Origin of the sequence: Clostridium sp. Marseille-Q2269, assembly GCF_943736985.1 — a bacterium.
GTDB lineage: Bacteria > Bacillota > Clostridia > Clostridiales > Clostridiaceae > Clostridium_F.
In genome coordinates, this window is record NZ_CALSFS010000001.1 from 791,423 (window position 1) to 805,607 (window position 14,185).

At 28.5% G+C, this 14,185-nt stretch carries 13 protein-coding genes and 1 pseudogene; 2 read left to right on the plus strand and 12 right to left on the minus strand.

All coding sequences use genetic code 11. The features are described 5' to 3' along the window. Positions 1-136 precede the first annotated feature (136 nt). Both NGI68_RS03545 and NGI68_RS03550 read right to left on the minus strand, forming a co-directional pair. A complete protein-coding gene (locus NGI68_RS03545; protein ID WP_251860101.1) occupies positions 137-706 on the minus strand; it encodes an ATPase in 570 nt (189 codons plus the stop codon). A 1-nt stretch (position 707) separates the two neighbouring features. Next, positions 708-872 (minus strand): hypothetical protein, encoded by a 165-nt coding sequence (locus NGI68_RS03550; protein ID WP_003361493.1) that lies wholly within the window; start codon positions 870-872, stop codon positions 708-710. A 427-nt stretch (positions 873-1,299) separates the two neighbouring features. Here NGI68_RS03550 and NGI68_RS17220 point away from each other — a divergent pair. Then, a pseudogene (locus NGI68_RS17220) lies at positions 1,300-2,564 on the plus strand (IS110 family RNA-guided transposase). A gap of 338 nt (positions 2,565-2,902) precedes the next feature. On the opposite strand, the gene lplA reads toward NGI68_RS17220, so the two are convergent. From lplA to gcvT, 6 genes are all read right to left on the minus strand, one after another. Continuing rightward, positions 2,903-3,880: a lipoate--protein ligase gene (gene lplA / locus NGI68_RS03560; RefSeq protein ID WP_251860102.1), complete on the minus strand. Its 978-nt coding sequence runs from the start codon at positions 3,878-3,880 to the stop codon at positions 2,903-2,905. 155 nt (positions 3,881-4,035) lie between these two features. Continuing rightward, complete coding sequence (lpdA, locus tag NGI68_RS03565; RefSeq protein WP_251860103.1) at positions 4,036-5,424, minus strand: dihydrolipoyl dehydrogenase; 1,389 nt, start codon at positions 5,422-5,424, stop codon at positions 4,036-4,038. Positions 5,425-5,693: 269 nt separating this feature from the next. Beyond that, a complete protein-coding gene (gene gcvPB, locus NGI68_RS03570) occupies positions 5,694-7,148 on the minus strand; it encodes an aminomethyl-transferring glycine dehydrogenase subunit GcvPB (protein WP_251860104.1) in 1,455 nt (484 codons plus the stop codon). Then, a complete protein-coding gene (gene gcvPA / locus NGI68_RS03575; protein ID WP_251860105.1) occupies positions 7,148-8,488 on the minus strand; it encodes an aminomethyl-transferring glycine dehydrogenase subunit GcvPA in 1,341 nt (446 codons plus the stop codon). The genes gcvPB and gcvPA overlap by 1 nt, the downstream gene beginning before the upstream one ends. A gap of 2 nt (positions 8,489-8,490) precedes the next feature. Next, positions 8,491-8,883 (minus strand): glycine cleavage system protein GcvH, encoded by a 393-nt coding sequence (gcvH, locus tag NGI68_RS03580; RefSeq protein ID WP_251860106.1) that lies wholly within the window; start codon positions 8,881-8,883, stop codon positions 8,491-8,493. A 133-nt stretch (positions 8,884-9,016) separates the two neighbouring features. Beyond that, positions 9,017-10,129 (minus strand): glycine cleavage system aminomethyltransferase GcvT, encoded by a 1,113-nt coding sequence (gene gcvT / locus NGI68_RS03585; protein ID WP_251860107.1) that lies wholly within the window; start codon positions 10,127-10,129, stop codon positions 9,017-9,019. Positions 10,130-10,477: 348 nt separating this feature from the next. Between gcvT and NGI68_RS03590 the strand changes: the two genes are divergently transcribed. Beyond that, positions 10,478-11,938, plus strand: a complete 1,461-nt coding sequence (locus NGI68_RS03590; RefSeq protein ID WP_251860108.1) for a DUF4317 domain-containing protein — start codon at positions 10,478-10,480, stop codon at positions 11,936-11,938. A 265-nt stretch (positions 11,939-12,203) separates the two neighbouring features. Here the strand turns inward: NGI68_RS03590 and NGI68_RS03595 are convergent, their stop codons facing one another. The 4 genes from NGI68_RS03595 to NGI68_RS03610 all read right to left on the minus strand — a co-directional run bounded on the left by NGI68_RS03595 (position 12,204) and on the right by NGI68_RS03610 (position 14,165). Next, a complete protein-coding gene (locus tag NGI68_RS03595) occupies positions 12,204-12,407 on the minus strand; it encodes a hypothetical protein (protein ID WP_251860109.1) in 204 nt (67 codons plus the stop codon). Positions 12,408-12,626: 219 nt separating this feature from the next. Then, positions 12,627-13,067, minus strand: a complete 441-nt coding sequence (locus NGI68_RS03600) for a hypothetical protein (RefSeq protein ID WP_251860110.1) — start codon at positions 13,065-13,067, stop codon at positions 12,627-12,629. 50 nt (positions 13,068-13,117) lie between these two features. Then, entirely contained in the window at positions 13,118-13,372 is a 255-nt protein-coding gene (locus tag NGI68_RS03605) for a hypothetical protein (RefSeq protein ID WP_251860111.1), read from the minus strand. 52 nt (positions 13,373-13,424) lie between these two features. Further along, entirely contained in the window at positions 13,425-14,165 is a 741-nt protein-coding gene (locus NGI68_RS03610) for an AAA family ATPase (RefSeq protein WP_251860112.1), read from the minus strand. Positions 14,166-14,185 lie beyond the last annotated feature (20 nt).

Sequence of the window (14,185 nt, forward strand, 5' to 3'; positions counted from 1 at the left end):
ATTTACTTGTGGTATGGTTCACCGAATCGTAAGTAAAAAAGGTTAGATTCATATACAATATAATTAATAATATTTCAATTTCAAGTCCTAATTAATTTTCAGCAAAAAATAAGTAGTAAAATTTACTCAACTTCTACTACTTATTATTCGAATCCATATTTAACCAATTAGGCCTATTCCTATCTTTCCAAATTATTTCTCCATTATTAACAACCATTACTAATTTGAACATTTCCGTATTATCATATATATTAATTTTATCACACATACTGATTACTTTATTCAAATTTGCTAATGAATCACCATATCTTCTTTCTATAGCCTCATCTGGTATTCCATGACCACCCTTGCTCACTCGTATTGCAACTCTCTCTTTAGCAATATCAACATTTTCAACCCCTATATAATTCATAGTAACATAAAATCCTTTTTCCTTTGACAGCTTTATATTACTAATTATACTCTTCCCTGATAAAGTAGTTTCTTGATTAAATGATATACCTTCAAGTATATATTTTTTTATTAATTTTACAGCTTCTCTTGCACATTTAATTTGAATATTATTATCTTGCCAAGAACCTATTCTTGCAACCATTTCATCAGTATTTATTCTTTTCTCATTTATATTTTCATTATAATAAATAGATTTATATATAGAAGTTTTTCCTGCTCCATTAACTCCTGCAAATATAGTGTAATTTTTCATATTACTTACCTATAACTTTCATTTGTTCTCGTTGTAATATAATGTTGGATAAATTCGCATAAAAATCTTGTTCTTCTTTGCTTTTTGAGCTTTGAAGTAATTTCATAATATCATTATAGGAATATCTTGTAAAAATATCATATAAATTAATATCCTTATTTTCCATATAAAGTACCTCCTTATATAATGTAGTTGTAACATTTGATAGAAAACATCTTTATTTTCTAACGAACATTATCAATCTACTTTTGAAAATTATTCTTATATTTTATTTAGCCTATCAGATAATTAATCCCTTCATTTTATGTTTTCTATTAAAATATCTGACAGGAAACTTAACGTTAAAATTAAATCATTGTATAATATCTCCTGAATAGAGGTTAGATGGAAACCTCCAGGGAATCTCGTAGAGATTATACCCGTAAATTAGCGTATCATTCCATCAGTGAGATTTCTATGGTTTAGCTGGTTGGGTTTCCCGTAGGGTGTTCCTATTGAGAATTACCCGTGTCACAAATAAGGTTATAGGCTCATTGATAGAAGTGGATACTCTATTCTATCTCAAACTAATTAAGGTAAAGGAGATATTAATTATGTCTAATTATTTTTATAATCCAACAGTAGGTATTGATGTTTCAGCAGACTTTTCTATAGTTTCTATTCTTGCACCTAACGGTGATATTTATAGGAAGGCATTTAAGATTAAACATGACGTGGACGGCTTTAACCACTTAGTTAAAGAAATAAAGAAAGTGGAAAAAGAGTTTGACATGAAAACAGGCATTTTCATGGAGTCCACTGGCGTGTACCACTTATCTCTTTTCCACTTTCTTAAAACCAACAACTTAGAGGCTTTTGTTATTAATCCTCTAGTTACTAATTCTAACAAAAATAAAAACATAAGAAAAGTGAAAAATGATAAAAAGGATGCCTTAGCTATGGCTAAAATAGGTAAATTTGAAAATATTAAAGCTTCTAGCTACTTTGATGTTTCTATTTTTACTTTAAAATCTTTATGCCGAGATTACTATAAACTTGTTGATACAAGATCAACATTCAAGAAAAAATTATCTGCTGACTTACGTGTGGTATTTCCAGGATATAACAGTGTATTTTGTGATATAACTGGAGCAACTTCAATTGCTATTCTTAAGTGTTACCAAACACCTCAATCTATTCTTGATACTCCTATAAAAAGAATTTGGCTTGGTGTAACAATACTTATGATAAATTAATTAAGACTGCTTCTAATGCTAAAGATATTGCTATATCATCCATTGGATTATCAACAAAAGTAATTATTAATATTGGAACTATTGAAAACTTTAATAAACAAATAGAACTAATATTAAAAGAAATAGAAAATGTCTTATATAGCAATGAAGTTTCTTCAAAGTTTAAAAAAAATATCCTGTTATTGATGTCAATACCTGGAGTTGGTTTTATTTCAGCTGTAACTATACTAACTGAAATCGGAGATTTTCAATGTTTCTTAAAACCTAAGCAGTTAGTTGCATACTTTGGTGTTGACCCCTCTGTTAATGAATCTGGTAAATTTAAAAGTGATAAAGACAAAATATCCAAAAGAGGTACTCGATTTGGACGTAGAGCTTTATATGCAATAGCATTAGCTTCTATAAGAACTAAACGTACTGGGGAAGCCAACAATAAAATCTTACTAGACTACTACAAAAATAATCTAAATGGTAAAAAGAAGAAGGTAGCCTTAGTAGCTATTATGCATAAACTTATTAACTATATTTTTGCCGTTCTACGTGATCAAAAAGAATATGAACAACGTTTACCAAAAATTCATCATAAAATGTATCTTAAAAACTCCAATAATTGGGCAGCCTAATCGGCCGCAAAAATTGTTACCAATTTTTGTATTGTTCGTCCTTTGAGCAATACCTTTTTGTCATACATTTTTTTAAAAATAACTTTTTTTAAAATTTTTATTGACTTTTACTAGCTGGTCTAAAAGAAAGTTATTTATATAATATTATATACCGAATTCATCAAATAATAAACCTACTCTCTTTTAAATTACCTGCTAATTTTGGCTCTCCATAGATACGCTTCTCCATATCATATTCTAAACTTTTCTAACTATTAAATATAAAAAAGAATCTACTTTCAAGTATTTAACATCTCTAACTACTTCAAAAATATATTCTTTTATACCTTTTTATTGTATTAAAATAAACTTAAAAATTCTTCCATAGTTATTCTAGAAAAATATTCATCTATATTAGCATTCTTTATTGCATTCTTTATTTCTTCTTTTTTGTGTTCGGTACCCTTTAATAAATCTTCTATTTCTTTTACATCCTTCACACCAAAGAAATCTCCAAATATCTTTATATCTTCAATTATCCCTTTTTCTACTTTTATATTTATCTCTATAGTTCCACCTGTAAATTTTCCTTCATTATAAAAATCATATTTAGGAGAACTTCCAAAGTTCCAAGCCCAGGTTTCATATTTATTATTTTTAATTTTTTCTATTTCCTTTATTTCATATTCAGTTAGTGGCATAACCTTTGCATCTTTTTCACTTTTTAAAATATAATTAAAAATCTCATTTTTAAACTCTAAAACATCCATTTTAGAATTTAAGTACTTTGAAATATTAGTTATTCTGCTTATAACTGACTTAACAGCCTTATCTTGAAATTTTATCTTTTTAGGTTTTAGGGCACCACTTAAATTTGTTATATCTGATGAAAATAAAAGAGTTCCATGATGCATAACTCTATTTTTATGTTTGCATTGAGCTGTTCCAGAAATTTTTTTACCATCTATTAATAAATCATTTCGTCCTGAGAATTCAGCTTTAACCCCTAATGTATTCAAAACTCCTATTATAGGTTTACAAAACCTTTTAAAATCATTAAAACTCTTCCCATCATCATTAACTATAAAAGTATAATTCAAATTTCCTAAATCATGAAATACAGCGCCACCGCCTGTCTGTCTTCTTACTACTTTAACTTTATTAGTTTCTATATAATCCATATCTATTTCTGATAATGTATTTTGATTCTTTCCAACTATAACACAGGGCTCATCTCTCCATAAAATAAAGTATTCATCATCTTTGTTTCTTAAAAAATACTCTTCAGCTGCTAAATTAAAATATGGATTGGTATTTGAATTGTCAATATATTTCATCATTTTTCCTCCAATGTAACTTGATCTCTTTTAAGTTTTAAACCAATATCAATTATAATAATAGATTAATACTTATACAGCTTTGTTTCTATTAATGTTAAATGTATATTATAGGATTTTTTATTTACTTTCAACGTTATTAAATACTAAAATCTTCATTTTTTATTTATACTATGAATAGCTTCTTTATTTAATCCCATTATTGCTTCATAGAATGCTTCACCTAATGTTGGGTGAGCATGTACTACTTCTTTAAAATCATTTACTGTCATACCCTTTTCAATTGCCAATACTCCTTCATGTATTAAATCTGAAGCATGTGGTCCCATTATATGAACACCTAAAATCTTTTTGCTTTCCTTTTCACATATAACTTTTACAAATCCTTCACCTTCACCTAATGCCAAAGCTTTTCCATTAGCTCCAAATAGGAATTTATTTTTCATGTACTCTATACCTTTTTCCTTAATTTCTTCCTCTGTCATACCTACAGTAGCTATTTCGGGGAATGTAAATATACAGTTTGGAATCACAGATTTATGGTACTGTTTGCTTTCAATTATATGCTCTACAACCTGTATACCTTGATGTGATGCTGCATGAGCTAAAAGACAAATTCCATTTACATCTCCAATAGCATATATTCCATCTACATTAGTTTTATAATTATCATCTACAATTATTTTCTTTTTATCATGTTCAATTCCTAATTCTTCTAAGTTCATACATGTATAGTTTCCTCTTCTACCTTTAGCTATGAGAACCATATCAGATTTTAGCTCAGATTCACCTTTTTTACCTTTATATTTTATAATTACATTATCATCATCCTCATAAAACTCCAATATTTTAGTTGATGTTAGTATATTTATTCCTGATTTTTTTGCCATAGCTGTATACCTTTTACTTATTTCTCTATCAATATCATATAATATAGAATCTCTAGCAACAATGACTGTAACTTCACTTCCCATGGCTTTAAAGATACTAGCAAACTCCATTCCAACAACACCGCCACCTGAAATTACTAAATGTTTTGGAATTCTATTAAATTCTAAAATATCATCACTAGTTATTATATTTTTATTATCTATACCTTTTATAGCTGGCATTTCAGAATATGATCCTGTTGCTATAATTATATTTTTACCTTCTAATGTAACTTTTCCATCTTTCGTTTCTACTAAAACAGTATTTTTATCCTTTAAGAAAGCCTTACCTCTTATAATTTCAACACTATTTCCTTTTAGTAATTGTTCAACTCCACCTACCAATTTTTTTATTACATCATTTTTTCTTTCCTGAACCTTCGCTACATTTATATTATAGTTTTCAGCATCTATTCCAAAGTCTTCTATATGTTTTAATATATTCATTATTTCTGCAGTTCTATATAAAGTCTTTGTTGGTATACAACCTCTATTAAGACATGTTCCACCAAAGCTGTCCATCTCAATAACTGCCACATCTGCACCTAAATGTGCAGCTCTTATAGCCGCTACATATCCACCAGGGCCTCCACCTATAACTATAATATCTTTCATAATAATCCCCCTATGATTTAATGAATTTTAAAATTTAAGAGTTAAGAAATAAGAATTGTATTTTTACTTTTCTTAAATCTTAACTCTTATGAACCTTTCACCACTAAAGTTGTAACATTTTACGTACTATACAACCTTCCTTTGGATAGCCGATATTCGCTAAAACAATATAGATTGACACCAAATACTGGTTTGAATTCCCTAAAAATTTATATCTATATTTTATACACTAAACTATATGATATTGGATTGCATAGACATATCCTTACTTATTTTTGCCATTTTAATATGGGCTTTCTAGCTGCTTTTACTTGATCTAGTCTTCTTACTGGTGCTGTTACTGGTGCATCATGTAAAATCTCTGGATTTTCTTTAGCTTCTACAGCTATTTTTTTCATAGCATCTATAAATTCATCAATAGTCTCTTTACTTTCACTTTCAGTTGGCTCTATCATGAGAGCCTCTTCAATTATTAATGGGAAATAAACTGTAGGTGGATGTACACCATAATCTATTAATCTCTTTGCAATATCCACTGTAGCTATGTGATGTGGATTTTCCTTAAGGGTACTTAAAATAACCTCATGTTTACAAATATCATCTTTCCCAATATTATAATATTCTCTTAAAGATTCTTTTATATAATTTCCATTTAAAACAGCATTTTCTGAAGCTGATTTTAATCCTTCCTTACCCATTGTTAAAATATAAGCATATGCTTTAACCATAACACCAAAATTTCCATATAAACTTCTAATTTTTCCGAGTGAATCTTCTCTATTATAATCTAATATAAATTTATCATTTTCCTTTTCAACTGTTGGTATTGGAAGAAATTTGGCTAAATGCTTTTTAACTCCCACAGGTCCTGATCCTGGTCCACCACCACCATGTGGAGTTGAGAATGTTTTATGCATATTTAGGTGACATACATCGAATCCCATATCCCCTGGTCTTGCAATTCCCATTATTGCATTTAAGTTTGCTCCATCATAATATAATAGTCCCCCAGCTTCATGAACCAACTCACTTATAAGTTTTATATCTTTTTCAAATAATCCTACGGTACTTGGATTTGTAAGCATTAATCCTGCTATTTCGTCATTTAAAACTTTTTTAAGTTCATCAATAGAAACTCTACCATCTTCACCAGATTTTATTTCTACAATATCAAATCCAGCTACTGATGCACTGGCAGGATTTGTACCATGGGCTGAATCAGGAACTATAATTTTTGTTCTTTTTTTATCTCCTCTTTGTTCATGGTAAGCTTTTATAATTAAAAGACCAGTATACTCACCATGTGCTCCTGCTGCTGGTTGAAGGGTAAAATCATCAAGGCCAGTAATTTCACATAATTTACCCTTCAAATCATACATTAATTCTAATGCACCTTGTGAAATATTTTCATCTTGAAGCGGATGTATTTTTGAAAATCCGCTCAATGCAGCCATATCCTCATTTATTTTAGGATTATATTTCATAGTGCATGATCCTAATGGATAAAATCCGTTATCAACGGTATAATTTTTATTTGAAAGAGCTGTGTAGTGTCTTACAACATCAACTTCACTTACTTCTGGAAGCTGTAAATCATCTTCCCTTAATAAGTTTTTAGGTAACAGTTCTGAAAGTTCTACTTCTGGTACATCTAACTTAGAAAGTGTATAGCCTTTTCTACCTTCTGATGACAGATCAAATATAACTTTATTATAATCTTTCATTATATCGCCTCCATCACTTTAACTAATTTATCTATATCTTCCCTTGTCCTTTTCTCTGTAACACAAATTAACATAGAATTTTTATATTCTAAGTAAACTTTCTCCAAATCATATCCACCTAAAATATTATTTTCTAATAATTTATTGTTAATTTCACAAGGTGAAGTTTCTCCCTTTACTACAAACTCCTTAAAAAATGGTTTATTAAATACAGGTTTATATTTTCCTGATTTAATTAACTGATTATATGCATAGTGTGATTTAACTAAACACTGTTTTGATACTTCCTTTATTCCTTCCTTTCCTAAAGTAGCCATATAAACAGCTGCACCTATTGCTACCGCTGTTTGGTCTGAACAGATATTAGAAGTTGCTTTTTCTCTTCTTATATGTTGTTCTCTAGCCTGAAGTGTTAAAACAAAGCCTCTTTTTCCTTCCACATCTTCAGTTTCACCAACTATCCTCCCTGGCATTTTTCTCATAAGTTTTTTTGTAGTATTCATAAATCCCAAACCTGGTCCACCATAACTCATGTTGGCACCTAAGCATTGTCCCTCACCAACAACAATATCTGCACCTAATTCTCCTGGACTCTTTAATATACCTAATGATATTGGGTCCACATTCATTATTAATAGTGATTTATTTTTATGAATAGCATCTACCATATTTGTAGCATCTTCAACTAATCCGAGGAAATTTGGACTTTGAATTACAACTGCTGCTACACTTTTATCTAAACTATTAATAACTTTATCTACATCTGTAGTACCCTGTTCTAAATCAATCTCTATCATATTGTAACCTCTATACTTTAAGTAAGTTTTAAGCACTCTTCTTGTATCAGGATTTACTGATTTAGAAACTATAATGGTATTTCTTTTAGTGCTAACAATAGAAAGTATAGCGGCTTCAGCTGTTGCTGTTGCTCCATCATACATAGAAGCATTTGAAACTTCCATACCTGTTAAAGCACAAATCATACTCTGATATTCGAATATAGCCTGAAGTGTCCCTTGACTCACCTCTGGTTGATATGGTGTATATGCAGTATAAAATTCAGATCTTCCTGTTATATGTTTAATTACAGAAGGTATATAATGATCATAAATTCCAGCCCCTAAGAAACATGTCATATCTTCCATAGATTTATTTTTTAAAGCTAAATCCTTTAATCTTTTTTCAACCTGTAGTTCTGATAAAGAACTCTCTAGGTTCAACTCTCTATTTAACTTTACATTATCTGGTATATCACTAAATAATTCATCTACAGATTTTATTGAAAGAAAATCTAAAATTTCTTTTGTTTCTTTTTCTGTGTTTGGAATATATGGAAACATAATTATGCCTCCTTATCTAACTCTTCACATATTTTTTCATAATCTTCTGGTTTTATTAATTCTTCTAATTCACTTTTATCCTTAAGCTCCACTGCAATAATCCAGTTTTCATATGGATCTTCATTTAATGCTGCTGGATCATCTTCTAGTTCTTCATTAATTTCTATAACTACTCCACTAGCTGGCATATAACTATCTGATGCTGCCTTAACAGATTCTATAGTTGCAAAAGTTTCCCCCTTAGCTATTTCATCATCAACATCTGGTAATTCAACAAAAACTATATCTCCTAACATACGCTGTGCACAATCGCTAATTCCTATATATGCCTTATTATCTTCTACCCTTATCCATTCATGATCATTAGTGTAAAGTAAATTATTTAAAACCTTCATTCTACTAACCCCCAAGTTTTCAATTATTATGGATTTATTTTATTGCTATCCACTTTTTACTCCCATCTTCTTTAAAGTGGTAGTAAAAATTAGTTATGTCCCAAAATATTAAATTGCCAATTTATAGAATTTATTATTTGCTTTTTGTTTTTTTAGTATAAAATCTTTTATCTATAACAACAGCTCTTAATTCTTTTTTTCTAACTTTTATATTAAATTCTGTTCCTAATTTAGAGTATTGTTTTTCTACTAAAGCTAACCCAATTGGTTTGTTTAATGTAGGAGATTTATATCCTGTTGTAACATGCCCAATAACTTTTTCATCCTTAACAACCTCATAACCGTGCCTTGGAATTCCCTTATCTAAAAGTTCAAATCCTACTAATTTTCTAGTTACGCCTTCTGCTTTTTGCTTTATTAAAGCATCTTTTCCTATAAAATCTTCTTCAACTTTTGATTTCACAAAGAATCCCATACCTACTTCTAATGGTGTAATTGTTTCATCCATTTCATTGCCATATAAAAGAAGACTAGCTTCAAATCTTAAAGTGTCTCTAGCACCTAACCCTATTGGCTCTGCACCTTCTTCTTTTCCTGCATTTAATATAGCATGCCATATTCCTTTTGCATCCTCTGGTTTACAATAAATTTCAAAACCATCTTCTCCAGTATAACCAGTTCGTGATACTAAGCATTTCTTCCCATCAACTAAAACATCTCTTTTAAATTTAAAGAATTTTATTTCTTGTAAATCTACATCTACTATTTTTTGAAGTATTTCCTCTGCTAAAGGTCCTTGTAATGCAAGCTGAGCAATACCATCTGATTTATCTACAATTTCAACATTAAAATCCCCTTTATGATCCATTATCCACTTAACATCTTTATCTTTATTACTTGCATTAATAACTAAAAAGAACTCATCCTCTGCAAATTTATAAACTAATAAATCATCTATCACTCCACCATTTTCTTTACACATGAATGTGTATAAAACATCATTATCATTAAGAGTATTTATATCATTAGTTAGTAAGTATTGAACAAATTTTTTAGCCTCTTTTCCTGTTACTGTAACTTCTCCCATATGAGAAACATCGAAAAGACCTGCCTTTTCTCGCACAATATGATGCTCATGTAAAAAGCCTTTAAATTGTGTTGGAAGTTCATATCCTGCAAAATCTACAATTTTTCCACCATACTCTTCATACACACTTCTTAAAGGTGTAACTTTTAAACCTTCCATGATTTTACCCCCAATTAAAATTATTTATATATAACCATTTATATATATTTTTTAATAAAATTATGAAAATGATTTACTGCAAAGCAAGTTGTAAAAATTAATTTCATACCCAAAACTTTCCTTTATATTATGATAAGCTTTTATTATGCTTTTGTAAACATTTTCCATAAACTTTTATAATTAATTTATTTACATTTCAATTAGTTTTGTATAACTACTATAATATTGCATGTTATGTACCTTAACCTCAAATAATAAAATCTTTAATTAATACAAAAAAAATACTATACTTAATAGTGTGCTAATTAATAACTATAAATAGAAAAGACTAGATTGGGGAGTTTATATATGAGAAAAAAAGATATACTTGAATTAAAAAAACGTTTTAAAAAAGATCATTGCACCTTCACTAAAGTATGTGGTTGCTATGTTAATGGTGAAAAAAACATTATTTTAAATTTTAGAGAATCATTTTTAAACTTAGATGAAGATGAATACTTTAAGTATTTAGAAATTGCTAAAAAAGTGTTGTCTGGAACCATTGGCAATAATATTTTAGAACTTAACTTTCCACTTAACGAAAATCTTGAGAATGAAAAACAGCTTTCTCTTATTAATCTTAAAAAGAGCCAATTAAAAGATGATGTTCTACTTGAAGATTTTTATAAATCTATTATAGATAGTTATGATTATACTGGTAATTTTTTAATACTAGTTTTTCATGATGCTTATGATGTTATTACTAAAACTACTGACAATACTAAAATAGATGAATCTGAAGAGATATATGAATATATTCTATGTTCAATATGTCCTGTTTCACTTTCAGATCCTGGCCTTACATATTTTGAAGATGAAAAGAAAATAAAGGCACGTATTAGAGATTGGGTGGTAAATACCCCAACTTTAGGTTTTGTATTTCCTGCTTTTATTGATCGTACTTCAGATGTTAATTCTGTTATGTACTACACTAAAAATCCAAAAGACCCTCATCCTGAATTAATGGAACAGGCTTTAGGTTGCTTTTCAAAACAAACTGCTACTATCCAAAAACAAACTTTTGAAACAATTATTAAAGATTCAATTGACATTGACGAAAAAAAAGCTGAAAAAACTTTTATGGAAATACAAGAAAATCTAAATACTATGATAGATGAGTACAATTCAATATATGATGACACAGATGATGAACCTATAACATTAAAACAAAAGGATATACAAAATCTTTTAATAGAAAGTGGGATTCCAGAAGAAGCTACTTATAAAATTGAAAAATCTTATGTAGAAAACTTTGGTGAAGACCTTCCTTTAGCAGAACATTTAATTGACTCAAAAATACTTAAAGCAAATGCTCAAAGGAAAAAGGAAGAACAACTTGAAAAACAAGTAGAAATTCTACAATATAGACTTGAAGAAGTAAAGAAAGAGCTAGATACAGATGAGGATAGTAATATTTTGTCAAAGCATAGTGATCCTTTAGATGACACTTTAAAAGATGATGTAGATGATGACTTAAAGGATGATTTAGATAAAGCCTTAGATGATACTTTAAAAGACTATTCAGATAATAAATTAAAAGATAATTTAGATAATCCCTTAGATGATGACTTAAAAAGTAATTTAGAAGAATCTCCAACTGACAGTTTAGATGATAATGATCTTACTGATGATTATGATGTTATACTTCAAGTAAAACCTGAAAAGATACCTAAAATTAAAACTGAAATAATTGATGGACAAAAATGTATAGTTATTCCCATTGATGATAATGAGCAAACTACAGTTAATGGCTTAAATGATCTAATCTAGATTATATAATACAGCAATATCAACAATTGGTCGCAATATTCAATCATCTTAAAACAGTGTAATATGGTGCATTTAATAGTTCATTTAAAAGTTATTATGGTTTAGGGCCTAATAAATATAAAATACAACGTTATACTAAAATAAAAGCTATATTATTAAAGAGTGAGCCAAATGTTATATTATCTAACATTTGGCTCACTTTTCAAAATAAAATTATCTTTTAGAGTTAATTTCATTTACTTTTTTATATTGAAAAATAACCCATTTATTTAATACATTCTTCTTTATAATCTAATTCATTATATATTTCTGTTAATTTTTTTAGTTTATTAGAACTAATTTTATACCAAACATGATCTATATTTATCTTGTTACCCACAAAACTTATAGAGTGTTCTTTAATTCCTTTAATTTCAATAAGGAACTGCCACCCTTTTATATTTGCTTCTTTTATTTTCTCTTTCGGCATTGAATTAATAAATGAAACTATTTTTTGAATATGATCTTTTTTATATATTTTTTAATCTTAGGTGGAATTGGTAAAGGTTTTATTGTTATTGTATCAATATCGTTTACCTTTATATTATTTGATGCTGAAACTGATTTATTTGCACATGCTGAAAAAAGTAATATAACCACTAATAAGGGTATCAATAAATTTTTATACTTTCTAATAAAAATTAACCATTTAATATAGTCTTCCTTCCTTTATTTCTTCTATCATCCACTGGTATTGTAAATCTCCAAGTCCATATTGAGGAAATAGGGTAATTAATTCTTTCACTATATTTTCTTTATTAATATTTTTTTTCATATATCGTATAATATCACTATTTTTTTGTCTATAGCAAAGATATAAATTCATTGCCTTGTAAGTTGCAGGTAGCACTTTTACATGGCATCTTTTTCTATGGCAAAGTACAGTTTTATATATATAATTATAAACTTCTATTGGAATTTTCACAGCATTTGATAACAAATTATCTGTTTGTTCATGTATCATGCAAAAAAGTACATCACCAGTAAAATGAATTTGCTCCAAATATGCAAGAATGGTGATAAAATTCATTTGGCAAAACATATCATCACCAAACCACAATACTATAACATCAAACTGCTCATTAAACAAAGGCCTTAACGGATCTATTACAATTTTTCTATAATCTTCTGGTGTAGAGTTTAAATAATGCGCTCTCTTTTCAATAAATTGGGATGAGAAAATTTTTCCTCCGTTTCACCCCAGCACATAGCTTCATTAAATGGAACGTACCTAGCTTTTTCACTCATAAGACCATATTCTTCAAAATAATTAAACATACATAATCCATTTAAAATGTGCAATGTTTTTAATGGATATTTTCTTTCAATTTCATTTTGTATATGCTTAATGTTTTCATTTTTTATTTGAGTCTGATTTATTAATACCTTATACATTTATTCCTCCAAATAACTTTCACATAAAAATATTAAAACTATACCATATTATTTACTCTTCAGATAAAAGTATTTTTAACATTTTTTCAGGTTTATCAAGAAAATCTCTGGTAATTTTATAATGTTCAGTATCCTTATACTTAACTTCTTTTATACCATCTTTTAATTCATAAATCATTGAATCTGGATAAGACATTATTATAGGCGAATGAGTAGCTATTATAAATTGAGAATTTTTATTTATTAATTTATGCATTATAACAAGCATAGACATTTGCCTTGAGGGAGACAATGCCGCCTCTGGCTCATCTAAAATATATAACCCATTTCCACTAAATCTATTTCTAATAACTGATAAAAAAGATTCTCCATGAGACTGTAAATGTAATGATACTCCTCCGTATGATGCAAAAGGATCCCCGGCAAAAGCTTCTACCTCATCTATGTTTGTAGCCACATTATAAAAACTTTCCGCTCTTAGAAAAAATCCATCCCGTGGTCTTTTAACTCCTCTAACAACTTTAAGATCTTTATATAAATCTGAATGAGTATCATTTGTGGAAAAATTAATATTTCTAGTTCCACCTTCTGGATTAAATCCACATGCTATAGCAATAGCTTCAAGTATGGTAGATTTGCCAGTACCATTTTCACCTACTATATATGTAACTTTGGGATGAAATTCTATTTTAGATAAATTTTTTATAGCTGGTAAACAATATGGATATTCAGAAAATGACTCTACTTTTTCCCTCAATAATTCAACATATCTTAAATATTGATCCCATTGCATTTCTGTATCCCCCTCAAATT

Bases quoted from the DNA above. Each gene is read 5' to 3' on its own strand.
- NGI68_RS03550 (WP_003361493.1), bottom strand. From the start codon at position 872: ATGGAAAATAAGGATATTAATTTATATGATATTTTTACAAGATATTCC.
- lplA (WP_251860102.1), bottom strand. From the start codon at position 3,880: ATGAAATATATTGACAATTCAAATACCAATCCATATTTTAATTTAGCA.
- gcvT (WP_251860107.1), bottom strand. From the start codon at position 10,129: ATGGAAGGTTTAAAAGTTACACCTTTAAGAAGTGTGTATGAAGAGTAT.
- gcvH (WP_251860106.1), bottom strand. From the start codon at position 8,883: ATGAAGGTTTTAAATAATTTACTTTACACTAATGATCATGAATGGATA.
- NGI68_RS03545 (WP_251860101.1), bottom strand. From the start codon at position 706: ATGAAAAATTACACTATATTTGCAGGAGTTAATGGAGCAGGAAAAACT.
- NGI68_RS03610 (WP_251860112.1), bottom strand. From the start codon at position 14,165: ATGCAATGGGATCAATATTTAAGATATGTTGAATTATTGAGGGAAAAA.
- lpdA (WP_251860103.1), bottom strand. From the start codon at position 5,424: ATGAAAGATATTATAGTTATAGGTGGAGGCCCTGGTGGATATGTAGCG.
- gcvPB (WP_251860104.1), bottom strand. From the start codon at position 7,148: ATGAAAGATTATAATAAAGTTATATTTGATCTGTCATCAGAAGGTAGA.
- NGI68_RS03605 (WP_251860111.1), bottom strand. From the start codon at position 13,372: ATGTATAAGGTATTAATAAATCAGACTCAAATAAAAAATGAAAACATT.
- gcvPA (WP_251860105.1), bottom strand. From the start codon at position 8,488: ATGTTTCCATATATTCCAAACACAGAAAAAGAAACAAAAGAAATTTTA.
- NGI68_RS03590 (WP_251860108.1), top strand. From the start codon at position 10,478: ATGAGAAAAAAAGATATACTTGAATTAAAAAAACGTTTTAAAAAAGAT.
- NGI68_RS03595 (WP_251860109.1), bottom strand. From the start codon at position 12,407: ATGCCGAAAGAGAAAATAAAAGAAGCAAATATAAAAGGGTGGCAGTTC.